24 protein-coding genes are annotated in these 22,902 nt (G+C 72.9%); 10 read left to right on the top strand and 14 right to left on the bottom strand.

Annotation, left to right across the window (positions count from 1 at the left end):
• Positions 1-28: 28 nt before the first annotated feature.
• Genes ACIPK3_RS10740 through aroF form a run of 6 tightly spaced genes read right to left on the bottom strand, consistent with a single transcriptional unit; the run spans position 29 to position 5,788 of the window.
• On the bottom strand, positions 29-1,246 hold the full coding sequence (locus ACIPK3_RS10740) for an NAD(P)/FAD-dependent oxidoreductase (protein WP_402568213.1): 1,218 nt from the start codon (positions 1,244-1,246) through the stop codon (positions 29-31).
• Complete coding sequence (larC, locus tag ACIPK3_RS10735; protein WP_402568212.1) at positions 1,234-1,536, bottom strand: nickel insertion protein; 303 nt, start codon at positions 1,534-1,536, stop codon at positions 1,234-1,236. The genes ACIPK3_RS10740 and larC overlap by 13 nt, the downstream gene beginning before the upstream one ends.
• A gap of 3 nt (positions 1,537-1,539) precedes the next feature.
• Positions 1,540-2,064: a hypothetical protein gene (locus tag ACIPK3_RS10730; protein ID WP_402568211.1), complete on the bottom strand. Its 525-nt coding sequence runs from the start codon at positions 2,062-2,064 to the stop codon at positions 1,540-1,542.
• Between the two features lie 5 nt (positions 2,065-2,069).
• Positions 2,070-3,611 carry an isochorismate synthase MenF gene (locus ACIPK3_RS10725; RefSeq protein WP_402568209.1) on the bottom strand — a complete coding sequence of 514 codons (1,542 nt, stop codon included), beginning with the start codon at positions 3,609-3,611 and terminating at the stop codon, positions 2,070-2,072.
• A gap of 2 nt (positions 3,612-3,613) precedes the next feature.
• Positions 3,614-4,714: a phenazine biosynthesis protein gene (locus ACIPK3_RS10720; protein WP_402568208.1), complete on the bottom strand. Its 1,101-nt coding sequence runs from the start codon at positions 4,712-4,714 to the stop codon at positions 3,614-3,616.
• A 30-nt stretch (positions 4,715-4,744) separates the two neighbouring features.
• Positions 4,745-5,788, bottom strand: coding sequence for a 3-deoxy-7-phosphoheptulonate synthase (aroF, locus tag ACIPK3_RS10715; protein ID WP_402568663.1), 1,044 nt, complete (start codon positions 5,786-5,788; stop codon positions 4,745-4,747).
• Between the two features lie 221 nt (positions 5,789-6,009).
• On the opposite strand from aroF, the gene ACIPK3_RS10710 reads away from it, so the two are divergent.
• From ACIPK3_RS10710 to ACIPK3_RS10695, 4 genes are all read left to right on the top strand, one after another.
• On the top strand, positions 6,010-6,681 hold the full coding sequence (locus ACIPK3_RS10710) for a cyclase family protein (RefSeq protein WP_402568206.1): 672 nt from the start codon (positions 6,010-6,012) through the stop codon (positions 6,679-6,681).
• Positions 6,682-6,718: 37 nt separating this feature from the next.
• Positions 6,719-7,948 carry a DUF362 domain-containing protein gene (locus ACIPK3_RS10705; RefSeq protein ID WP_402568204.1) on the top strand — a complete coding sequence of 410 codons (1,230 nt, stop codon included), beginning with the start codon at positions 6,719-6,721 and terminating at the stop codon, positions 7,946-7,948.
• Between the two features lies 1 nt (position 7,949).
• A complete protein-coding gene (locus ACIPK3_RS10700; protein ID WP_402568203.1) occupies positions 7,950-9,308 on the top strand; it encodes an aldehyde dehydrogenase family protein in 1,359 nt (452 codons plus the stop codon).
• Between the two features lie 209 nt (positions 9,309-9,517).
• Positions 9,518-10,567, top strand: coding sequence for an alcohol dehydrogenase catalytic domain-containing protein (locus ACIPK3_RS10695; protein WP_402568201.1), 1,050 nt, complete (start codon positions 9,518-9,520; stop codon positions 10,565-10,567).
• Positions 10,568-10,644: 77 nt separating this feature from the next.
• On the opposite strand, the gene ACIPK3_RS10690 is transcribed toward ACIPK3_RS10695, so the two are convergent.
• The 3 genes from ACIPK3_RS10690 to ACIPK3_RS10680 all read right to left on the bottom strand — a co-directional run bounded on the left by ACIPK3_RS10690 (position 10,645) and on the right by ACIPK3_RS10680 (position 12,622).
• On the bottom strand, positions 10,645-11,577 hold the full coding sequence (locus ACIPK3_RS10690; protein WP_402568200.1) for an MIP/aquaporin family protein: 933 nt from the start codon (positions 11,575-11,577) through the stop codon (positions 10,645-10,647).
• A 42-nt stretch (positions 11,578-11,619) separates the two neighbouring features.
• The gene (locus tag ACIPK3_RS10685; protein WP_402568199.1) at positions 11,620-12,093 is read right to left on the bottom strand and encodes an SHOCT domain-containing protein; all 474 of its coding nucleotides are present in this window, start codon (positions 12,091-12,093) and stop codon (positions 11,620-11,622) included.
• 103 nt (positions 12,094-12,196) lie between these two features.
• Complete coding sequence (locus ACIPK3_RS10680) at positions 12,197-12,622, bottom strand: hypothetical protein (protein WP_402568198.1); 426 nt, start codon at positions 12,620-12,622, stop codon at positions 12,197-12,199.
• A 151-nt stretch (positions 12,623-12,773) separates the two neighbouring features.
• Between ACIPK3_RS10680 and ACIPK3_RS10675 the strand changes: the two genes are divergently transcribed.
• Positions 12,774-13,280 (top strand): hypothetical protein, encoded by a 507-nt coding sequence (locus tag ACIPK3_RS10675; protein WP_402568197.1) that lies wholly within the window; start codon positions 12,774-12,776, stop codon positions 13,278-13,280.
• 24 nt (positions 13,281-13,304) lie between these two features.
• Here ACIPK3_RS10675 and ACIPK3_RS10670 read toward each other — a convergent pair whose 3' ends face one another.
• Positions 13,305-13,991, bottom strand: a complete 687-nt coding sequence (locus ACIPK3_RS10670; RefSeq protein WP_402568195.1) for a DUF6445 family protein — start codon at positions 13,989-13,991, stop codon at positions 13,305-13,307.
• A gap of 226 nt (positions 13,992-14,217) precedes the next feature.
• Here ACIPK3_RS10670 and ACIPK3_RS10665 point away from each other — a divergent pair, with 226 nt between their 5' ends.
• Positions 14,218-14,988 (top strand): DUF4142 domain-containing protein, encoded by a 771-nt coding sequence (locus ACIPK3_RS10665; protein ID WP_402568194.1) that lies wholly within the window; start codon positions 14,218-14,220, stop codon positions 14,986-14,988.
• Here ACIPK3_RS10665 and ACIPK3_RS10660 read toward each other — a convergent pair.
• Positions 14,985-15,953: a nucleoside hydrolase gene (locus ACIPK3_RS10660; RefSeq protein WP_402568193.1), complete on the bottom strand. Its 969-nt coding sequence runs from the start codon at positions 15,951-15,953 to the stop codon at positions 14,985-14,987. The genes ACIPK3_RS10665 and ACIPK3_RS10660 overlap by 4 nt on opposite strands.
• 57 nt (positions 15,954-16,010) lie before the next feature.
• A complete protein-coding gene (thrS, locus tag ACIPK3_RS10655; RefSeq protein ID WP_402568191.1) occupies positions 16,011-17,225 on the bottom strand; it encodes a threonine--tRNA ligase in 1,215 nt (404 codons plus the stop codon).
• A gap of 349 nt (positions 17,226-17,574) precedes the next feature.
• Here thrS and ACIPK3_RS10650 point away from each other — a divergent pair, with 349 nt between their 5' ends.
• Positions 17,575-18,402, top strand: coding sequence for a hypothetical protein (locus ACIPK3_RS10650; RefSeq protein WP_402568190.1), 828 nt, complete (start codon positions 17,575-17,577; stop codon positions 18,400-18,402).
• A gap of 3 nt (positions 18,403-18,405) precedes the next feature.
• On the opposite strand, the gene ACIPK3_RS10645 is transcribed toward ACIPK3_RS10650, so the two are convergent.
• Complete coding sequence (locus tag ACIPK3_RS10645) at positions 18,406-19,749, bottom strand: tetratricopeptide repeat protein (RefSeq protein WP_402568189.1); 1,344 nt, start codon at positions 19,747-19,749, stop codon at positions 18,406-18,408.
• Positions 19,750-19,861: 112 nt separating this feature from the next.
• On the opposite strand from ACIPK3_RS10645, the gene ACIPK3_RS10640 reads away from it, so the two are divergent.
• Positions 19,862-20,083: a hypothetical protein gene (locus ACIPK3_RS10640; RefSeq protein WP_402568188.1), complete on the top strand. Its 222-nt coding sequence runs from the start codon at positions 19,862-19,864 to the stop codon at positions 20,081-20,083.
• Positions 20,084-20,097: 14 nt separating this feature from the next.
• Here ACIPK3_RS10640 and ACIPK3_RS10635 read toward each other — a convergent pair whose 3' ends face one another.
• A complete protein-coding gene (locus tag ACIPK3_RS10635) occupies positions 20,098-21,291 on the bottom strand; it encodes a PP2C family protein-serine/threonine phosphatase (protein ID WP_402568661.1) in 1,194 nt (397 codons plus the stop codon).
• 72 nt (positions 21,292-21,363) lie between these two features.
• On the opposite strand from ACIPK3_RS10635, the gene ACIPK3_RS10630 reads away from it, so the two are divergent.
• On the top strand, positions 21,364-21,810 hold the full coding sequence (locus tag ACIPK3_RS10630; protein WP_402568187.1) for a hypothetical protein: 447 nt from the start codon (positions 21,364-21,366) through the stop codon (positions 21,808-21,810).
• 84 nt (positions 21,811-21,894) lie between these two features.
• Complete coding sequence (locus ACIPK3_RS10625) at positions 21,895-22,857, top strand: hypothetical protein (protein ID WP_402568185.1); 963 nt, start codon at positions 21,895-21,897, stop codon at positions 22,855-22,857.
• Positions 22,858-22,902: the final 45 nt, after the last annotated feature.

Here is a 22,902-nt window from a genome sequence, read left to right as displayed (position 1 = left end):
GTTCCTTCGGTTTCCTTCGGTGGGCGGGTCAGGAGACGGGCTCGCGGACGGCGGCCTTGTTCAGGGCGGTGCCCGGGTCGGTGATCAGGTCCGTGTCCAGCGGGGTTTCCCGGGCGAGGAGTTTGCGGCCCTGGACCATGTCCCGGGGCCGGTCCACGGTGAGCAGGGCACGCAGCCTGTCGCCGCGCAGCCACAGGACGGTCCAGCCGGGGGCGGCGGGGTCGTGGGGCGAGCCCCGGAGGACGGTCCGGTCCTCGGGGGTGTGGTGCCCGGCGTACTGCACCATCCGCCCGAACTGCTCGGACCAGACGTAGGGGACGGGGTCGTAGCACTCGTCCTGGCCGAGCAGGGACGCGGCGGCGACGTCGGGAGCGTTCAGGGCGGTGTCCCAGTGTTCGGCGCGCAGCCGCCGGCCGTAGCGCCACGACCAGCGGGCGGCGCAGTCGCCCGCGGCCACCACCTCGGGCCGGTCCGTGCGCAGCGCCGCGTTCACGCGGACTCCGCCGTCGGGTTCGAGGCCGATGCCGGATCCGGCGAGCCAGCCGGTCTCGGGACGCACCCCGATGCCGCTCAGTACCACGTCCGCGGCCAGGAACTCGCCGCCGTGCAGGGCGAGTCCGCCCGGCTCGACGGACACGACCCGGACTCCGCAGCGCAGTTCGACGCCCTTGTCGGCGTACCAGGGGGCGGTCAGCGCGCCGAGTTCGGGGCCGAGGGCGGCGGCCAGCGGGGCGGCCGCGGCCTCCAGGACCGTCACCCGGCAGCCCGATCCGGCAGCCACGGAGGCCACTTCGGCGCCGATCCATCCCGCGCCGACGATCACCACGTGCGCGCCCGCGCGGAGCGAGTCGCGCAGCCGAAGCGCGTCGTCGCAGGTGCGCAGAACGTGCTGCGGGCCCGCGCCGGGCAGCCGTACGGGGGTCGCGCCGGTGGCGATCACCAGCCCGTCGTACGGCAGCGGCCCCGCCGAGGTGTCCAGGGCGCCGCCGGGACGGCCGTCGTGCGGGCGCAGGCTCTGTGCCCGGGTGCCGAGCCGGAGTTCGAGGTCCAGGGCCGCCCAGTCGGCGGGCAGCGAGGTGTCGTCGGTCTCGCCGGTGAGGACGGCCTTCGACAGCGGGGGCCGGTCGTACGGCGGCCGGTCCTCGGCTCCCACGAGGGTGAGCCTCCCGTCGTACCCGCGGGCCCGCAGGCGCTCGGCGGCGCGCAGGCCCGCGAGCCCGGCGCCGACGACGATCACGTGGTCCACGGCTCGGACCTCTCTTTCCCCAGGGCGGTTTCGGCGGCGGCGACGGACCTCGCCGGCGCGGTCTTGAGCGGGACGCCGAGCTGGTCGGCGGCTGCGGCCACGTCCTCGTACTCGGGCTGGACGTCGACGATCCGCCGCCGGTGCCGGGCGACCTTGATCCGGACCTCGGTGTCGCCGAGGGCCACGGTGGTGAACTCCCGTTCCCGTTCGTGCTTCTGCACGGGGTGGGCGCGGGTGCCGATGGTCGGCGTCTCGGTGACGACGGCCTCCCGTACCTCCTCGCGGTCCATCGGTCAGCCCCTCGCGACGTCGTTGAGGGAACCGGACCGGAAGCCGCGCGGGCCCACCTCCACGGAGGTGAAGCCGGTGGCGCGGACCGCGTCCAGCACCTCGGGTCGCGCGCCGACCGCGGGCACGGCGGCCCGGCCGACCTGGATCAGGGCGCGTTCGCCCGGGTCACGAACGCGCAGGTGATCGGTGTCGATACCGGACCGGCGCGGCCCGTCGCGCAGCGCGCCCTCCGCGGCCTCGACCCGGGACAGCCGCTCCCGGGTGATGGTCAGGCCGTAGGCGATACGGCTGGGCAGGCACGGCGAGGCCGGCTTGTCCCAGGTCGTCAGCCCCCACGCCCGGCCGGCCGCGCGGACCTGCGCCTTGGTCAGGCCCGCGTCGGCCGGCGGGGTCGCCACGCCGCGGCCGGCGACCGCCCGGATGCCGGGGCGGTGCGGGTCGGCCAGGTCGCCCGCGTTGGTGCCGGTGGCCACGTGCGCGAAGCCCTCCGCGGCGGCCAGTTCCAGCAACCGCGCGGACAGGGACATGGCTGTCACTCGATTCCCAGGGCGGACATCATGGGGCGCAGCTTCGCGCAGGTCTCCGCGTACTCGGCCTCGGGATCCGAACCGGCCACCAGGCCGACCCCGGCGTACAGCGAGGCGGACGAGCCGTCGAGCAGGGCGGAGCGGATGGCGACCGCGAACTGGCCCTGTCCGGCGGCGTCGGCCCAGCCGACCACACCCGCGTACCAGCTGCGGTCGAGCCCCTCGTGGTCCCTGAGCCAGCTCAGCGACTCGGCCCGGGGGTGACCGCCCAGCGCGGGGGTGGGGTGGAGCAGCTCGACGAAGTCGAGGATTCCGGCGGGGGAGTCGTCGGCGAGGGTGCCGTGGACCTTGGTGGACAGGTGCTGGACGTTGCTGAGTTTGACGACGGCGGGCGGGGTCTCCACCTCGACGTCCGCGCAGGAGGCGGTGAACGCGTCGCGGATCATCCGCACCACCACGTCGTGCTCGTGCTGGATCTTGGGGCTGTCGGCCAGCTCCCGCTCCAGCTTGGCGTCCTCGTCCGGGGTGGCCCCGCGCGGCGCGGTGCCGGCCAGACCGAGCGCGTGCACGGTGCGGTCGGCCACCCGCACCAGATACTCGGGGGTGGCGCCGAGGAAGGTGAACTCCTCCTGGTCGACGGCGAACACGGTGGTGCCCGGGTTGGCCTCGCGCAGCCGGTGCACGGTGGCCGGCACGTCGAACGGCTCGGACGCGGTGACCCGGACCTCCCGGGCCAGCACCAGCTTCTCGAAGAGACCGTCGTCGATCCGGTCGGTCACCTGGCGCACCAGGCGCTTCCAGGCATCGGCGGCGGGCCGTTCGACGCTGGTGTGCGTGCGGTCCGCCGGGCCGGGGGTACGGCGCCGGGGCACGGCGGCGTCGCGCAGGCAGCGCCCGGCCAGCTCGGCGAGGCCCTCGGCGGTCTGCTCGGGGTCGCTGTCGTGCATCAGGACGGCGTTGAGCCGCAGTTCGGCGGGGGCGGCCAGGACCGCCGTACCCGGCTCGGGCACGGCGGAGCGCACCTGGAGCGCGGGCACCCACAGCAACGCGTCGGGGAGGGTGCCGCCCTCGGGCGTGCGGTCCTCGCTGAACGCGAACCCGCCGATGGCCAGCGGTCCGTCGCCGCCGGGGACGCCGGTGACGGCCGTACCGCCGAGGACCACGTCCCGGATCAGGTCCGTCCAGCTCTCCCGGGCGGAGCGCATCCGGTGCGTGCCACGCCCGCGCAGGTCGCGGGCCGAGCCGAGGGCGACGACGGAGCCGCCGTCCCAGGCCGACTGCCACAGGAAGGAGCGGGGGGTGCCGCGCCGGCCACGGGCCCACACGGTGACCGGGTCGGTCACGGTGAGCGGCTTGGCCCAACTGGCCAGCACCGGGCGCCTGGTGTCGCGCGCCCGGGCGAGGGCGCGGCGGCAGACGTCGAGCAGGTCCTCGTGGTCGGCGGGGCCGAGCACCGACGGGTGCTGCGGGGACCGCGCGGGCGACGCCGTCGGTTCCGTCGTCGCCGTCGGCGCGGTGCCGGTCTTCGGTTCGGTGCCGGTCGTCACGGTCAGTACACCCCTTCCACGGGGGCCTGGCCGCCGTCGCCGGAGGTGAGCGGCTGGACGTCGGCGAGACCGTCCTGCGGGTACGCCTCCGTGGGGGCGATGCGCAGCACCGAGTCGCGCTCCAGGGTCCAGGGGAGCAGCAGGTCCCGGGAGACGAGGCTGATGCGGGCCTGCCCGCGCTCGCCGTGACCGACCTCGCGGGAGGTGTCCTCGGGGTCCACGACGGTGACCCGGCTGTAGGGGTGGAACGGTACGAAGACGCAGCCGTCGTAGGTGTCACCGGCGCTCTTCGGGCGCTGCGGGGCGATACCCATCATGGTGTTGCCGTACAGGCCCACCACGGCGGCGTCCGGGAACACCTCCTCCTCCAGCATGCGCAGCGTCTCCGGGCTCACGCTGGTGCCCGCCCAGATGATGCCGCGCACCTTGCGCTGGACCAGGTCGCACAGCCTCTCGTCGGCCGCGATCGCCTCCAGCACCGGCGGGGTGGCGAACAGCACCGACACCGGCTGGGTGGCCAGCACGTCCTCGGCCTGCGCCAGGATGTGCCGGACATAGCGGCCGGCCTCCTCGCCGCGGCCCGCCTTCACGCTCGCCTTGACCCAGCGCGGGTCGAAGTCGATGAAGTGCGCGAAGGTGCGGCGCAGTTGGGCGAGCAGCCCGACGGAGCGGCCCACGATGTGCGGTCCGGTCGGGCCGAGGTGCAGCCAGTGGCCCTGGCCCTCGCCGGGCACCCCGTGCTCGGCGAGCACCTCGCTCACCCACAGGACGCCCTTGCGTCGGGAGAGCGACTCCACGATCCGCTTGGGCCGGCCGGTGGTGCCGCCGCTGTCGAACACCTGGAAGTCCCAGGCGTCCTGGGCGGTACCGGCCGGCACCAGGTCGTCCACCGGGATGTCCCGCCACTCCTCGCTGACGTCCGGGAAACGGCCGAGGTCGTCCCAGGTGCGGATGTCGGTGAGCGGGTCGAAGTCCAGCTCCGCGGCGCGCTTGAGCCAGTACGGCGATCCGGTCTGCGGGGAGAAGTGCCAGCGCATCGCGGCGCGGACGAACTCCTCGTCGTCAAGATCGGCGGTGAACGGGTCGGCGGGCGTCTGCATCATGTCCTCCTCTTCCTCCTCCGTCAGCGGTTCTCAGACCTGGGCCAGGGGGCGGACGCGGTCCGTCGGCAGGGTCCGCCCGACGGCCTCCACCACGGGCTTGAGCCGTGCCATCAGCGCGCCGAACTCCTCCTCGGACAGGGCCTGGGCGCCGTCGCACAGCGCGTTGCCCGCGTCGGTGTGCACGTCGATGAGCAGGCCGTCGGCGCCGCAGGAGGCGGCAGCCAGGGACATCGGCCCGACCAGGTGGGGCCGTCCGGTGCTGTGGCTCGGGTCGACCAGCACCGGCAGGTGGGTGAGCCGCTTGGCCTCGGCGACGGCGCTCAGGTCGAGCGTGAAGCGGGTGCTGCGGTCGTAGCTGCGGATGCCGCGCTCGCACAGGACGACGTCCCCGTTGCCCGCCTGCATCACGTACTCGGCGGCCAGCAGCCACTCCTCGATGGTGGCCGCCATGCCGCGCTTGAGCAGCACCGGCTTGCCGGACGCGCCGGCCGCGCGCAGCAGTTCGAAGTTCTGCATGTTGCGCGTGCCGATCTGGAGCATGTCGCTCTCCTCGGCGACACACTCCACATCGCCGGGGGCGACGACCTCCGTGACCACGGGCAGCCCGGTGCGCCCCCGCTGCTCGGCGAGCAGCGCCAGGCCCGCGAGCCCCATCCCCTGGAAACTGTAGGGGGAGGTGCGGGGCTTGAAGGCACCGCCGCGGATCATGGTCGCGCCGCCCGCGACGACGGCGTCCACCGAGGCGAACATCTGGTCCCGGCCCTCGACGGCGCAGGGGCCGGCGATCACCGTGAACCCGGTGCCACCGATCACGGCCTCACCGGCCGGGCCGACCTTCACCTCGGTGTTCTCCGCGCGGAACGCGCGGCTGGTGAGCCGCTGCGCGCCCTTGACGACGATCACGCGGTCGACTCCGGGCGCGTTCTCCACGGCCGACACCAACTCCGGTGTGCCGCCGTGCTCGGTGACGAGCAGCGCGATGTCGTCCAATGTGCTCGTCAGCGCGGACACGCCTTGTTCCCGGAGAATTCCGAAGACAGACTCCAACTCTTCGCGGGTGGCCCGCGGACGCATTGCCACGATCATGGAAAGCCTTCCAAAGGGGCTGGCACGCGGGATCTTCTCCCGATTGCGAAGCGAGGCTAACCACCGCCGGACCGTCCGGGAAAGGGCGCTGTCCACATGCTGCCAACTTCCCTGCGGAATTGCCCGTTCCACCCTTTGACGTGCTGTGATCGCCCGGCAACCGGCTCAGTGAAGCTGCCGTACCCGAAGCCGAACCAAGGGAGTTGACCGTGAATATCGTCGACATCAGCCAGGGCTGGTACGAGGGAATGCCGTCCTATGACGCTGCCTGGTACCCGAAATTCGGCGTGCGCAAGGCGATGTCCCCCGAGACCGACCCGTCGAAAATCGGTCGCACATTCTCCGACCTCCAGATTTTCCCGCACAACGGCACCCACGTGGAATCCGGTTACCACTTCTTCGAGGACCGCGAGAAGATCGACGAGGTGCCGCTGGAGACCTTCTTCGGCCGCGCCTGTGTCGCCGACCTCTCCCACAAGCGCGACCTGGACCCGGTCACCGGCGAGGACCTGGAGAAGGCGCTGGACGGCATCTGGCAGCACGGCGACCGGCTGCTGGTGCGCACCGACCACCCGAACCGCTACCTGGGCCGCGACGACTACTGGGACAAGCCGCCGTACCTCACGGTCGACGCGGCGGACTGGATGATCGACAACGGCGCGGTCCTGGTCGGCATGGACTGCATCACCGAGCGGCCCGACGACCGCAGCGGCCAGGTGCACCGGCGCCTGCTGGCGGCAGGCATCCCGATCCTGGAGAACATCCAGAACCTCGACCAGATCACCAATCCGGTCGCCCAGCTGATGGCCCTCCCCATCAAGATCTCCGGCGTCGAGGCGGCCCCCGCACGTGCCGTGGTCTTCGACGGATGGCCCTTCTGAACCCGCTGCCAGGCACTCTTCCGAGCAGGGAGTATCCGTGACCGGCGATCTGACGACCGTATCCCTCACCAGGGTCGGCAAGACGACCGAAGCCGCCGTGGACGAGGTGCTGGATCTTCTCGGCGACCCCCTGGGGGACGTCGGCAAGGGCGACCGGGTGGTCATCAAGCCCAACATGTTCCAGCACCGGCCGGGCTTCAGCACCAGCCCCGAGCTGCTGCTCGCCGTGGCCGCGCGGGCCTCCGCCCGCGGGGCCGAGGTCTACGTCGCCGAACGCACTCACGTCCTGAAGGAGATCCTCGACGGGGCTCCCGTGCACCGCTACGCCCAGGTGGTCAGCTTCGACGACCGCCCGCTGCGCGTCACCCAGGTCCCGGGGGCCACGTCACTGCGCGTGCCCATCGCCGTCCCCGACCTCGTCCTGGACTGCGACTTCTTCATCGGCGCGCCCCAACTGCGCACCCACTCCAGTGTGGTGCTCACCAACGCCATGAAGAACCTGGTGGGTCTGCTGCCCGGGTTCACCACCCGGATCGTCCACATGGCCGGGGTCGAGGAGTCGATCGTCGACCTCAACCAGCTGCGCCCGCAGCACCTGGTGGTGTGCGACGCGACCAGCGTCGTCGAGGGCAACTACCCGATGGAGGGCTCGCTGCGGGAGGTCGGCCTGGTCGCCGCCTCGCGCAACGCGGTCGCCATGGACGTGACGATGGCGACGGTCGCGGGCGTCGCACCGTGGGAACTGGCCTATCTGCGCGACGCCCACGAGCGGGGACTGGGGCCCATCGACCTGGCCGACGTGGATGTGCGCGGAGTCCCGGTGGAGGACGCGGCGTTCACGATCTCCCGCGCCCCGGTGGACCTCACCCCGCCCCGCGAGGGCATCCACGTCCACGCGGAGACGGCCTGCGAGGACTGCCGGCGCTGGGTGGCCGCGGCCATGCACCGGCTGCGCGACGAACTGATCGAATACCCGGGCGAGCTGACGATCCTGTCCGGCCCGATGGGGCGCCTCCCGGCGCTGCGCGGCCAGGTGGTGCTGATCGGCAACGCGATGTACGAACACCGCGACGCCGGCGTCTATTTGGAGGGCTGCCCGCCGTGCGCCGCCCAGACCGCGGGTCTGCGCCACGCGATGGGCCACACCGTCACGGAGGCGGAGGCCACCCAGTTCCGGGTGCCGCGCCGGCTGCCGTCCCCGAAGACCGACGGCGGGCTGCCCGGCATATCCGGGATCCCCGGGATGTCCCTTGAGGAGTGGGTCTGACATGGTGCTGTCCATCCCCGTACTGCGGTCGGGGCAGGAGCGCGACTCGCGCGACGTCCGCGAGCTGTACGACGTGAACGGCGACCCTCTCGCCCGGGTCCACGAGGCACCCGCTCTCATGACCAGGATGACCGCGAAGGCCATGCGCCGGGCGGCGGCCGCCGAGGACCTGGACCGGGACGAGCTCCTGGCGGCGCTGGCCGAGGCGGGACGCCTGTTCGCCGAAGCCACGCTGGGCGGCGAGAGCCCCGGGGAGTACTGCCGGCTCCAGGCGCTCGCCTCGGGTGTGCCCGTCACGGTGGCCCGGCGTACCCTCACCCGGCTGCACGGCGACAGCGCCCTGCTGGGCGAGGTCGTCGCCCGGCAGACCCCGGCCGGTGCCGGCCGGACGGCCCGCTGGGTGCGCCGCGGCCGCGTGCTCGGCGTGGTGGCCCCCAGCAACCATCCGGCCACCCACGGGGCCTGGCTCCAGGCCCTCGCCATGGGCTACGGGGTGGCGGTACGGCCCGGCACGCGCGACCCGTTCACCCCGCTGCGCCTGGTGCGGGCGCTGCTCGCGGCGGGCCTCGGCCCGGACCGGATCGCCCTGCTGCCCGGCTCCCACGCGGCCGCCGACGCGCTCGTGCGGGAGACCGACCTGGCGCTGGTGTACGGCAGCGAGGACACCGTCGCCCGGTACCGCGGCGACGGACGGGTGCTGGTGCGCGGCCCCGGCCGGTCCAAGTTCCTGGTGGACGCCCCGTACGACCGCGACGAGGACACGCTCGACCACCTGGTGGCCGAGATCGCCGCCGACGGCGGTGTCCGGTGCACCAACACCACGGCCGTGTTCACCTCCGGCGACCACCGGGCGCTCGCCGAAGCGCTGGCCGAACGCCTGGCCGCGCTGCCGGCGCATCCGGTCACCGACGAGCGCGCGGTGCTGCCGGTCCGGCCGCGCAAGGAGGCGGAGGGCCTGCGGGCCGCCGTGGACCGGGCCGCCCAGGGGGCGCCCGACCTCGCGGCACGGCACTACCCCGACGGTCCGCTGGCCCCGGTCGGCGAGGACTCCGTGGCGCTGCGCCCCGCCGTCGTCGCGGTGGACCGCGCGGACCATCCCGCGCTGCGTACGGAACTCCCGTTCCCGTGCGTCTGGGTGGCTCCCTGGCGCCCCTCCGAGGGCGTGGGCCCGCTGGCCGACTCCCTGGCGCTGACCCTCCGCACCGACCGGGCGGACCTGGTCGGGGAGGCCCTGGAGTCCCCCACCGTACGCACGGTGCTGCACGGCAGGACCGACGGCTGGTGGAGGGATCCGTATCTGCCGCACGACGGCTATCTGGGCCAGTTCCTGATGGAGGCGCGGGGCTTCGCGGGGGTGTGAGCCGGGCGTGGGCGGGGTGGGAGCGGGGTGTGGGCGGCGGGTGCGACCGGCCCGGCCCTTCCCCGCCCCGGTTCGCGCGTGTGGGCGGCGCCGGTTCGCGCATGCGGGCGGCCCGGGGCCTGCTTATGGTCGGACTGCGGCCCCAGGTCTGCGAGCTCGGGCATCGGACCGGGTCCGCCACAAGGTCCCCGACGGCGAAGGATCGGATCATGTCTGCGTCCACCACCTCCCACAAGGGCCCGCTGCGCGCGGCACAGGTCGCTGAACCCAATGGCACCCCGGAGCTGGTCGAGGTCGCCGCCCGGGAACCGGGTCCGGGGTCCGTACGGATCACCGTCGACGCGTGCGGTGTCTGCCACTCCGACCTGCTGATCGCCTCCGGCGCGCTGCCCGGAACCACGTTCCCGGTGACACCAGGCCATGAGATCGCCGGACGCATCGACGCCCTCGGTGAGCACGTCACCGGCTGGCGGGTCGGCGACCGGGTCGCCGTCGGCTGGTACGGCGGCAGCTGCGGCCACTGCGACGCCTGCCGCACCGGCGACACCGTGCTGTGCCCGGAGCTGTCCGTGCCGGGGGTCGCCTTCCCCGGCGGCTACGCCGACTCCGTGGTGGTGCCCGCCATGGCCCTCGCGGCGATCCCGGACCAGCTGACCGCCGCGGAGGCGGCACCGCTGGCCTGCGCGGGCGTGACGGTCTTCAACGCCCTGCGCAACACCGCCGCCCGTCCCGGCGACACCGTGGCGATCCTCGGCCTCGGCGGTCTCGGGCACCTGGGCGTGCAGTTCGCGCAGAAGATGGGCTTCGACACGGTCGCCATCGCCCGCGGCAAGGAGAAGCAGGACCTGGCGCACAAGCTGGGCGCCGCCCACTACGTCGACAGCACCGCCGGTGACGTCGCCGAGGCGCTCCAGGCGCTCGGCGGGGCGAAGGTGGTGCTGGCCACCGTCACCAACGCCGACGCGATGGCCGCGACGATCGACGGACTCGGCCGCCGCGGCGAACTAGTCGTCGTCGGCATCTCCCCCGACCCGGTCCCGGTCACCCCGCTCCAGCTGGTGCCCAACGCCCGCAAGGTCTACGGCCACGCCTCCGGCAACGCCGTGGACATCCAGGACACCCTCCGCTTCGCCGCCCAGACCGGCGTCCGCGCCTGGATCGAGGAACTCCCCCTGGAGGAGACGGCGACGGCGGTCGCCAAGATGGCCGACGGCAGCGCACGGTTCCGCATGGTCCTCACGACGGGGACGGGCAACTGAGAGAAGGCGCCGTCCCGCGGGAAACACGTGGCGGGGGGTGACCGGTCGGACCGGTCACCCCCCGCCCACGGGCGTCGTCAGTCGTCGGTCGGGCGGGTCCGGCCGGGTTCGGGGAGTTCGCCCAGCTGGGCGCGTGCGTGCAGGACGTCGCCGATGAACAGGTCGTACACCAGGACGCCGACCACGCCGCCGATCAGCGGGCCCACGATCGGTATCCAGAAGTAGTTGCTGAACCACTGCCCGTCCCCCGGGAAGGCCAGGCTCTGCCAGCCCGCGAACCAGGTGAGCAGGCGCGGCCCGAAGTCACGGGCCGGGTTGATCGCGTAGCCGGCGTTGGCGCCGAAGGAGATGCCGATCGCGACGACGACGAAGCCGATCACCAGCGGCCCGAGGTTGGCCTGGACCGCCGTGTTGCGCAGGTCGACGATCGCCACGATCAGCATGACCAGGAAGGCGGTGCCGACGATCTGGTCGAACAGCGGGCCCCAGATACCACCGTTGAAGTACGGCGCCGGGAAGGTCGCGAAGATCGAGAAGGTGGCGAGCGTGTGCCCGCCCGTCTTCGGGTCCTTGGATGCCTGGTCGAACGCGTTGATCGCGTCGTGGTAGACGCCGAACACCAGGGCGGCACCGGTCAGGGCCCCGATCACCTGGGACAACCAGTACGGCAGGACCTTGGTCACGGGAAACTTGCGGCGCACCGCGAACGCCAGCGTCACCGCCGGGTTGAGGTGCGCGCCGCTGACGCCGCCGGCGACGTAGATACCGAGGACCACGGCCAGACCCCAGCCCCAGGTGATCAGCAGCCAGTCGCCCGCGGCGAGGAAGATCGTCGTGGGCGACTGCGTACGGCCCGAGCCCGGCAGTCCCGCGACCGCCATGGCGGTCGCGCCGCAACCGAAGGAGATGAGGACGAACGTCCCCAGGAACTCCGCGATGCATTCGCCCAGCAGGCCGCCGCGGCGCCTGAGCCGGGACGGCTTGAGCAGGGGAGAGATCTCCACAGCCATGTGTCGACCCCCTTCCGAGGGTGGGTTCAGCAACTCTGGGACCTACCGGACGTCCGCTCCTCTCGGGGTGCCACTGCCGGCCAGCACCTGCTGCTTCGCCCGGCGGAACTCGTCCTCCGTGATGTCTCCGTGGTTGCGCAGCTCCGACAGCTTGGCGAGCTGCTCGGCGCTGCTGTGCGCGCTCGCGGTGCCCGTGCCCGTCGTGCCCGTCGTTCCCGCCTTCTCGCGGATGTACGAGTCGAAGGCCTGCTGCCGCTGGCGTGCCTCCGCCAGTTCGCGCTCGCCCATGCCCTTGCCCCGGGCCACGACGTAGACGAAGACGCCGAGGAAGGGCAGCACGATGGCGAACACCAGCCAGCCCGCCTTCGCCCAGCCGTTCAGGGAGTCGTCGCGGAACACGTCCACGATCACCTTGAAGAGCAGGACGAACCACATCACCAGTACGACGAACCAGAGCATCGTCCAGAACGCGCTCAACAGCGGGTAGTCGTACGCCAGGTACTCCGGTGTGTCCACGACGCGCCTCCGTCCTCTCCCGGAACGTCCTCCTCCGGAGCTTCAGCCTGCCCGTGCCCAGAGGCACCCGGCCTCACCCGAACCGGGTGAGGCGGCGGGACCGTCAGAGACGGGCGCGGCTGGGCTCGTACACCGCGAGCGCCCAGATCACGAACACATCGATGGCGATCATGATGACCGCCCAGACCGGCACGTACGGCAGGAGCAGGAACTGGACGACGACGCTGATGGCCGCAAGGGCGATGCCGACGGCCCGTGCCGGCCGGGAGTCCCGCAGGATGCCCGCGCCGGTGACGGCGGCGACGGCGCCCAGGACGACGAGGGCCCAGCCCCAGCCGGTGATGTTGATCTCGTAGACGTAGCTGCCGACGCGGGCCCACACGTCGTCCGCGGCGATCGCGGAGATGCCCTGGAGAATCGCCAGGATCCCGTACACGAGCATCAGGACACCGGCGAAGGCGACTCCGCCGCTCGCCAGGATGCCGCCCGTCGTCCGCTGCGACCGTTCCGACCGCTGCGACTGCGCCATGGTGCCTCCCGCGGTTGGTTCACCTACGTACGACGATCCGGCCGGGCCGGTGCCCCGACCACGGGGACTGGGCCATACGGATGACACCGACATGCGGCCGGACGGTGCGGGACCTTCACTGGGAAGGACCAACCCGATGGAGGCGAGTGTGATGGCTGGACACCGTACGGGTGCGGCACTGGCACTGGTGGCGGCGGCGGCCTCGGGAACCGCCCTGAACGGCTGCTCGGACGGCGGCAGCGCGTCCGACACCGCCAGCAGGGCCGCGTCCGCCGCAGTGAGCGGAGCCGCGTCGGCCGCGTCCTCCCTCGCCTCGAAGGGCGCGGACGTGCTCGCGTCGGCCAGCGCGGAGGCGAAACGGCGACTGGACGAGGTGAAGAACGGCGCCGAGGCCAAGGACGACGTACGACTCGGCGTTCCGGCCACCGACGCGGACGGCCGTACGACGGTGGAGGTCACCGCCGACAACAAGGCCGACGCGACGAAGTCGTTCGCCGTCCAGGTCACCTTCAAGGACCAGGGCGGGAATCTGCTCGACACGGTCGTGGTGACGCTGGGCGACGTGCCGGCCGGGAAGTCGGCCACCGCCGTGGCCCGCAGCACCCACAAACTGTCCGGCCAGGTGCAGGCCAACGTCACCCGCGCACTGCGCTACTGACCCCGGGCCGTCCGGCCACCGGTCTCAGGCCATCCAGAAGAACACGGCCGTCATCCGCTTCTCCTCCAGCGTCGTCCCGCAGTAGCCGGTGGCGCTGTGCACGAGGTTGGCGTTGTAGAGGAGAAGACGGTTGTGCCGGTGGGGGACGCGGACGTCCTCCGCGAAGGCGTCGGGGGCGACGAACCGTGTGCCGAGTGCCTCGACGAGGTTGTTGTGCGGAGCCTGGACGACGTTGCCGCCGAGGCGGCCGCCGGGCAGGGACTGGCGGTAGAAGCTGGTGCCGCAGTCCTTGGGGACGCCGGGGTTGAGGTAGAGCACGGCGGCGTACCGGCACAGCGCGCGCGAGTCGGTGTGCGGACGGGGCTCGCACTCCCCCTCCCCGACCACCTGCACGCAGTTGTGGTTGAGGGTGCCGCCGCCGGGCGCCCGCTGCACCCACAGCTCCCCGGCCCCGGTGGCCTGTCTCACCAGCCGTTCCACCCGGGCCAGTTCCCCGGGTTCCAGTCCGGGCATGGCGCGCAGACCGGGCCAGGACTCCGAGGTGTACGGATAGCCCCTGACCCAGTCGTCCTTGGCCAGCACCCGCTCGCGCACCGCGTTCGCGTCGGGCAGCACGTCGTCCAGCACCCAGTAGTCACGGCCCTTGGTGGGCTTGCGGTAGGGGAGGACGGGGAGCGCCGACGGCACTCTGGGAGGAGGGTGTGGGGGCATGCGGCGAATGTAGGGCGGAGGTGCGCCAGGACTCGCCCGCCAACGCGTCAGGACTCCCCCGCCAAGTGGTCAACGTTTGTCCAACCGGCGCCGGGACCGGTCTCATAATTTTTTACCAAAACCAGAGAGTACGATTCGCTCCGCGTCCGTACTGCTGTATGGCCGAACCGTCCAAGGACGGATCCACGACCGGGCAGGAGGCACGGTGCGCTTTTCGCGGAACGCGATGGGGACACTCTTTGTGGGCGGTGCCCTGACCTTGACTCTCGCCGCGCTCGCCTACCCCAGCATGTTGGGGGTAAGCAAGGTGACCAGCGATCCGGACCGCGTCATCGCCCAGACACAGTGGGGCCCTTTGACCGAGGGCGACCGGGACTTCGTGGTGAAGGTGCGCGCCGCCGGTCTGTGGGAGTACCCGCTCGGCCAGATCGGCATGCAGAAGGGCAGCTCGAAGGCCGTCATCACCGCCAGCCAGCATCTGGTCGACGGACATGCCGCGCTCGACGCCACCTGCCGCAAGGTCGCGCCGATGCTGAACATCACGCTGCCCAACATCGCGAGCCCGCAGCAGGAGGGCTTCGTGACCCAGCTCAAGGCGGAGAGTGGCAAGGCGTTCGACACCGACTTCGCCAACATCCTGCGCATGACGCACGGCTCGATCTTCAACACCATCGCCAAAGTCCGGTCCACCACCAAGAACAGGCTCGTGCGCGCCCTGGCCGACCAGGCCAACAACACCGTGCTCGACCACATCACGGTGATGGAGAAGACCGGCCTGGTCGACTTCGACCAGACGCTCTTCAACCAGACGACCCCGCCGAAACTGCCCGCCTCCGACATGACGCCACCGCCTCCGCCGGCCGGTCAGCCTCAGGTGGTCCTCACCCCACCGGCGAACCCCACCTCCACCCCGGTGGACATCGACGGCATCGCGGGTGGCGGCGGCACGAACTCCGGGGGCCAGCCGGCCCCCGGCCCCAGCCCCACGGCCGGCTAGGGACGCCCCACCGTCTCCAGGTACAGCGTCACGTAGCGCTGAACGTCCACGTCCAGCCCCACGTCCACCAACGCCCGTTCCCGCACGCCCTCGTGGATCTCCGACTCCCCCGGACGCAGCCGGCGGTCCACGACCGTCTGGCCCCGGGCCGGACCCGGGGCCAGTGACACCTCGACGTGCAGGGGGCGGGTCGTGAGGCCCGCGGGGTCGGCGACCGCGCACACGGCGCCCGCGTCGCCCAGGCCTCCCGCCGGGTCGTCGCCGTCGGGGTCCGGGGCCGTCGGGCGGTGGGCCAGGAGGTCGCCGGCCAGGCGGGTGGCCGGGTCGGTGGCGGCACGCAGCCGTCGTATCTCGGAGCCCGGGACCGCCATCCGGGTGAACACGTCCAGGCCGTACATCGTGATCGGTACCCCCGCCGTGAGCAGGATCGCCGCCGCCTCCGGGTCGTGCCAGACGTTGAACTCGGCCACGGGCGTGGCGTTTCCGACGCCCGCCGCACCGCCCATGAACACGATCCGCTCGATGTTGCGGGTGACCTCCGGGTGGGTGCGCAGCAGCAGGGCGATGTTGGTGAGGGGAGCCGTCGGGATCAGGGTGACCGGGCGCGGGGAGGCGAGGATCTCGCGGCGCAGCAGCGTCACCGCGTCCACGTCGGCGGGGGAGCCGGCCGGTGCGGGCAGCCCGAGGTCCCCCATGCCGTCGGCACCGTGGACGTGGCGGGCCGAGCGGGGCGGTTCGATCAGCGGCCGCTCGGCACCGCGAGCCACGGGTACGTCCCCCGCGCCCGCCGCCTCCAGCACGGTCAGCGTGTTGCGGACGACGCCGTCCACGTCGGTGTTCCCGGCGACACAGGTGACCGCGCGCAGGTCCAGTCCCGGGTGGCGTACGGCGAACAGCAGCGCCAGGGCGTCGTCGACGCCGGTGTCGCAGTCGATGATCACGGGGATGGTCGTCCGGTCGCTCACGGTGCGGCCCTCCTTCGCCGGTCCTCCGACCCTAGGTCGTGTCCCTGGTTCTGTCGCTCAGTCCCACAGCACGGTGCCCCGGGCCGCGACCCCGGCGGCGACCCTGTCCAGGAGGTCGCCCACCGGCAGGCTGCCCGGTCTGCGGCCGTCCCGCAGTCGTACGGCCGCCTCTCCGCTCTCCGCCTCGCGGCCGCCGATCACCGCCTGGTACGGCACCAGGCGGGCCGCCCGGATCCGGGCGCCGAGGCTGCCCCGTTCGGGGCCGGCGACCTCGGCCCGCAGACCGCGTGCGACGGCCTCGCGGCAGAGGGCCTCCGCGTCCGCGAACTGCGCGTCGGCGACCGGCAGCACGACCAGCTGCACCGGCGCCAGCCAGGCCGGGAAGGCGCCGCCGTGTTCCTCGATCAGGTGGGCGACGGCGCGTTCCACGCTGCCGATGATGCTGCGGTGCACCATCACCGGCCGGTGCCGGGCTCCGTCGGCGCCGATGTAGTGCAGGTCGAAGCGCTCGGGCTGGTGGAAGTCGATCTGGACGGTGGAGAGGGTGGACTCGCGTCCGGCCGGGTCCGCGATCTGCACGTCGATCTTCGGGCCGTAGAAGGCGGCCTCGCCCTCCGCCTCCTCGTGGTCGACACCCGCCTCCGCCAGCACCTGCCGGAGCAGCGCGGTGGCCCGCCGCCACAGTTCCGGGTCGGCGACGTACTTACCGCCCTCGCCGGGCAGGGAGAGCCGGTACCGGGCGGCGCGGATGCCGAGGTCGGCGTGCGCCCGGCCGATCAGCTCCAGGGCGGCCCGGGCCTCCCCGACCGCCTGGTCCAGGGTGCAGAAGATGTGCGCGTCGTTCAGCTGGATGGCGCGGACCCGGGTGAGACCGCCGAGCACCCCGGAGAGCTCGGAGCGGTACATGCCACCCAACTCGGCCAGGCGCAGTGGCAGTTCACGGTAGCTGTGGGAGCGGGAGCGGTAGATCAGGGCGTGGTGGGGACAGAGGCTCGGACGCATGACGACCTGCTCGGAGCCCAGCTCCATCGGCGGGAACATGTCGTCGCAGTAGTGGTCCCAGTGCCCCGAGATCTCGTACAGCTCCCGTTTTCCGAGCACCGGCGAGTACACGTGCCGGTACCCGGCGGCGCGTTCCGCCTCCCGGACGTACTCCTCCAGGGTGTGCCGTACGACGGCGCCGTCCGGCAGCCAGTACGGCAGCCCGGCGCCCATCAGCGGGTCGGTGTCGAACAGGTCGAGCTCGCGGCCGAGCCTGCGGTGGTCGTGCATGGCGGTCTCCTCGGGGTGCGGGGGCAGGCACTCCGGGAACACGACGAAGCCCCGGGGCACCTGCCCCGGGGCTTCGACTGGTCAGCTGTCAGCGCGCCGGGACGTGGTCCGGCGTCGTGGTGCGGAAGACGTACGCGGAGACGTACGAGTGGGCGCGCTGCATGCGGGGACTGTAGCAACGGCTCGCCATGGTGGGCAGCCGGTTTTCCGAGGGCCCGGATTTCCCCGAGCCGGTCCCCCGCCGTCCTCACCCGGACGGCCCGTCGCGCTGGTGGCTGTGGCCCGGGGGTGATGGCGTGAGAGTCGTCCACCCGTTGCCGGCACGCCCGCACGCCCAGGAGGCTCCGCCATGTCAGTCCGCCCGGCCCGCCTTCTCGGCGCCTGCGTGTTCACCGTCGGTGTGCTGGTCGCGGCGTCCGGCTGCCAGGTCGCCGCGCACCGGGCACCGAGTCACCAGGTGTCGCCCGCGGCCAAGCCCGCCGCCGAGCCCGCCGCCACCGCACCCGCGTCCCCGCCCGCCTCCGCGGCGGCCGAACCGCGTTCCCCCGCCGCGGGACCCGGTCTCAGCGAGGCGCAGGCGCGGGCCGCGCTGATCAGCGAGACGGACCTGGGGGTGCCGTGGGTGCCGGCCGAGGGGATCGCGACCTGGCGGGACGGGCTGCTGAAGGCGACCACCGAATCGCCCGAGTGCCAGCGGCTGCTGGACGCCCTGTACGCGGACGAGTTGCTCGGCGCCCCGACCGGTACCTACGCCGTCACCGCCCTCGACGACGGCGACGACCAGGCCCAGCTGCGCTACCAGGTCGCCGCCCAGCGGGGAGCCGACGCGGAACCGGCGCTGGCGTGGCTGCGGACGCTGCCGCAGAGCTGCGCGCAGTTCACGGCCACCACCACCCGCTCCGGGCCCCAGACCGTGCAGGTCACGGCGGCCGAGCTGCCGCAGGTGGGGAACGACCGGCAGGGACTGCGAATCACCCTCACCGGACAGAACCCGACCGAGGACGGGCAGCCGAGCGTCCTCACCCTGGACGTCGCCGTCGTACGCGTCGGCGACGACGCGATCGTCCTCACCAGCGGCGCCCTCGGCACCCCGCCCCAGGACGCCGTAGGCCAGGCTCTCGAAGTCGGCGCCCAGCGGCTCGCGCAGGTCCGTGAGCAGGGGCGGCTCCAGGCCTGACGGTCACAACGGCGGCTGCGCGGGCGCGGGTCCGAGGGTCGTGGTGCCCGGCGCCGTACGGTGGCCGAGTCCCGTCCGGTACGCGTCCAGCGCGGCCTCCACCCGGCCGGTACGGCGCAGCAGATCACCGAGCAGCCGGCACAGGTCGGCCAGGTCACCGGCGGCGCCGGCGCGCTCCAGCAGGCTCAGGGCGCGTACGTAGTGCTCCTCGGCGGCCTCGGTGTCCCGGGCGTCCTCCGCGATGATGCCGAGCAGCCGGTGCGCGGCGGCCGAGTGCACGGCGCCGCGTTCGGAGGACAGGTCCCCGAGCACCCCGCGCAGCAGTCCGGCGGCCTCCTCGGACTTGCCGCGCCGGTGCAGCACGTCGGCGAGTTCGACGGCGGCCTGACTGCGGTACAGGGCGGCGCGGGTGGCCGAGAGCATGTCCAGCGCCTCCCGCAACTCACGCTCCGCGGACTCCAGTTCGCCGTTCTGCGCGTACACGTATCCGCGCATCCAGTGGCAGTTGGCGAGTTCGGTGCGCAGCTGGAGCTGCCGGTAGAGCTCGGCCGCCTTGGCCAGCGAGGCGTCGGCCTCGGCCACCCGGCCCTCGGCGAGCAGCGTGCGGGCCACGGAGCGGTGCATCCGGGCCAGCAGCGCGGGGTCGGCGACCTGCGGAGCGAGGGCCAGCGCGAACTCGGCGGCCTTCGCGGCCCGCGCGTGGGCGCCCATGTCCATGTAGGGGCCGATGGCGCTGGCGTACAGGAGCAGCAGGGCGTCCGGGTCGTGCAGCCCGCCCCGGTTCAGTTCGTCGAGCGCGGACTCCAGCAGGTAGACGGCGTAACGGAGTTCGCCCGCGAGGTAGTGCGAGACGGCCCTTCCGCGCAGCGCGGGCACCCGCACCGGCAGTGGCTCCCCGGCGTTCTTCTCCTCCGCCCGCTCGAAGTACCGCCGGGCCTCGGTCAGTTCACCGGTGTCCAGCGCGCACTCGCCGAGCCCGAGCAACGCGGTGGCCTGCTCCGGGGCCAGCCCGTGCCGCTCCGCCTCCGCGAGCAGGTCGGCGTACCGTACGGCCGCCTCCTCGGCCCGGCCGGTGGCCAGGGTGCGCTGTGCCTCGGTGAGCCGCAGCCGCAGACCGGTCGCGAGGTGCGCGGGCCGCCCACTGGCCAGCTCCTCGACGGCGACGCCGAGGCGTCCGGCGATGTGCCGCAGCGCGTCGTCGGAGGCGCGCACCCGGCCCGCCTCCAGGGTCGAGATGTAGGCGGGCGTGTAGGCGGGGACGGCCAACTGCCGCTGGGTCAGTCCCCGTTCGGTGCGCAGTTGCTGCACCCGTCGCCCGATGGTCTCCGGATCGTCCCGCTCCAGCATCCGCAGTCTCCCGCCAACTCGCCCGGCACCCCTTGCCGTTGAGCTTCGTGGACGCCTAGGTTAAACGGTGGATTAAGCATGCTTAACACGTCGCTGTTGTTGCGAGGTTGCCGTGCTCGGACGCTCATCCGCACGACCCGCCGCACTACCCCGCGCCCGGCTCCGCTCGATCGGCCGGGCTCCCGCCGCCAGGGGCCTGGCCGCCGCCGTGCTCGCCGTCGTCGCGCTGACCACGGCGGCCAACACCGGCCCGGCCAGCGCGGCCGACAGCCGGCCGCACCGGCACACCTGCCCCCACGACGCCGTACACATGCCCCGCGACCACCAGACCTGACCGAGCCGAGTGGGTCACACGCCCAGTGTCTGCTCCAGCGCGGCGCCCTCGGGACACCGGACCGCGAAGATCGTGGTGTCGTCGTCCAGCAGGCCGCGGCTGTGCCGCAGCACGTTGTCACGGACATGGGCGACCAGCCGCGGCGGCGCGGCGACGCCCGGGTCCGCGGCGACCGCCCGGGAGACGTCGGCGACGAGGTCGTAGAACGCCCCGTGGCCGTCCCGGGCCTCGGTCACGCCGTCCGTGGTGAGCAGCAGCGTCTCCTCCGGGGCCAGCCGCACCCGGACCGGGACCGGTGGTCCGATGCCGGGGGAGAGGTCGGCCAGGCCCAGGGGCAGCCTGGTGCCGCACGGCAGCCGGCGCACCCCGCCGGAGCAGACCGCGAGCGGCGGCTCGTGACCGAAGTTGACCACCTCGACCGTGCCCGGCGCCTCGCCCGAGAAGCCGAGCAGTACGGCGGTGGCGAACCGGTCCCCGTCGTCGCCGCCGAGGGCCGCGCTGCGGTAGCGGTGCCGCAGCAGCCGTACCTCCAGATGCGCGGCGACGGTCGCGAGGTCCGGCTCGTGGTACGCGGCCTCCCGGAAGGTGCCGAGCAACCCGGCCGCGGCCTCCACCGCGCCCAGCCCCTTGCCCTGCACGTCCCCGACCAGCACACGGGCGCCGTACGGGCCCGGCTGGATGTCGTAGAAGTCGCCGCCCACCCGGGCGTCGGTCTCCGCCGCGAGATACTCCTCCGCGTGTTCCAGGCCGCCCCAATTCGGCGGCAGCCGGCGCAGCACGGTACGCCGCGTCGTGTCGACGATGTCCCGCATGCGCAGCATCCGCTGCTCGCCGCGCACCCGGACCGCGCAGGCGAGGGTGGCCAGCACGCCGCCGACCGCGATCAGGATGAAGTCGGGCAGACCCGCCTGGTACTCGCCCGGCCAGGTGCTGTCCAGGACCACGTACACGGCCAGCGAGACCATCGCGAAGGCGGCCGTGGTCCACACGGCGCAGATCGCCGCGGCGGTACCGGGCACCAGCACGATCCAGGAGATGATCCGGAACCGTTCGGTGGTGTTGTAGTCGATCACCGCGATCCCGACGAGCAGCAGCAGCGGTGCCACCCAGGCGACGCTCCATCCGCGGATCCGCAGCGGCAGCTGCCGACCCAGGTCTTCGTCGTCGGTCACGCCCCTCAGCGAAACACGGGAGCGGGCCCGGCGCATCCGGTCGACTTGCCAGGCGCCCTCACCAGGTGTGCCCTGGAAGACGGGGGCAGGGAAGAGAGGAGTGCTCTCATGGCTCATGCGGCACCCGCGTCCGGCGCGGTGACCCGCCCTGGCGGCACACCCGACGTCTTCAGCGCGCGCACCCACATGATCGCCCACTGGGCGACGCCCGCGGCAGTGGCCCTGGTCTACGGCTACTGGGCCGCCGCCAACGTCCGCTACGGCGGGCCCATCACCGGCTGGAACCTGCTCTTCGGCTTCGTGACCGCGCTCGTGTTCTTCGCCCTGTGCGTGGGCGTGCTGGCACTGACCCCGAGGCTGCCCCGCGAACTGCACGCGGTGGTGTGGGCCGTCTTCGCCGGGATCGCGGTCGGCTTCCTCTACAGCCTGTCCGGGCGCGGCCACGCCGTGGTGGCGTCGTCGTTCCTGGGGCTGGCGATCGGCGTGGCCGTGTTCCTCGTGATGTTCTACCGCTACTACACGCACGAGGACGCGGCGGGCCACCGGATCCGCTGAACCGCTCCCGCTGCACCGCTTCCGGTACACCCGATCGCAGTCACCCCGCTCGCGCCCGCGCCCCGCAGGCTCTTGCCTGAAGGTGTGCCCCCACGCCTCAGGAGCGCGCTGTGCGCGGCGCTGCTCATCCTGTCCTGTCTGCTGGTGCCGCTCGGCGCGCTGGCGGCGTGGGCGGCGTACGGGCTCGCCGACACCGGGCGGTACGTCACCACGATGGCGCCGCTCGCCACCGACCCCGACGTGCGCGACGCCGTCGCCGACACCGTCGGGGCCGAAATCGTGCGCGAGGTCGACAACCGGTACGACGTACGCCCGATGCCCAGCACGGTCGAGCCCTTCGTGCACGACGCCGTGCGCTCCTTCACGCAGACTCCCGCGTTCCGCCTGGCCTGGGACGAGGGCAACCGGGCCACGCACGACGCGATCCTGCGCGCGCTGCGCGAGGAGGACGACGGGCGCGGCAGGAGCGGCACGGGCGACCGAGGCGTGATCGTCGACTTCGGCCCGGTCACCGAGCAGGTCAAACGGCAGCTGGCCCACGACCATGTGCCGCTCGCGGCCCGCATTCCGGTCGCGCACACCGAGGTGGCGGTGGTTTCGGCGGGTGAACTGGATCCGCTGCGGAAAGGGTTCCACGTGCTCGAGGTCGCCGGGTTCTGGCTTCCGGTGGCGGCCGTCGTCTTCGCCGTCGCCGGAATCGCCCTCGCCGTACGCCGCCGCCGGGCGGTCGTCGCCGTCGCGCTCGGTACTGCCCTGGGCGGCGCCCTGCTCGCGATCGCCGTCGCCGTCGGCCGCCACCTCACCCTGGCCGACCTGCCCGCCGACGCGCCCCACCCGGCCGTGGGCGCGGTCTACGACGCGCTCACCTCGACCCTGCGCACGGCGTCCTGGCTCCTGATGGGCCTCGGGCTCGGGGTGACCCTCACGGTGTGGCTGACCCGGTACGTCCGGCTCCTGTACGCCCGGACCCGCACTCTGCCGGCCCCTCCGGCGTTCAGCGGCGAGCCCGTGGCCGAGCGCAGCGCCGAGGGCCCTCCGGTGTACTGAACCCGACTGACGGACCCTCCTGAAGATCACGCCCCGTGGCCGCTA

Source organism: Streptomyces sp. NPDC086787, from assembly GCF_044745865.1.
Taxonomy (GTDB): Bacteria; Actinomycetota; Actinomycetes; order Streptomycetales; family Streptomycetaceae; genus Streptomyces.
Note: the sequence above shows the minus strand (reverse complement) of the source record. Positions and strands in the feature narration are given on the sequence as shown.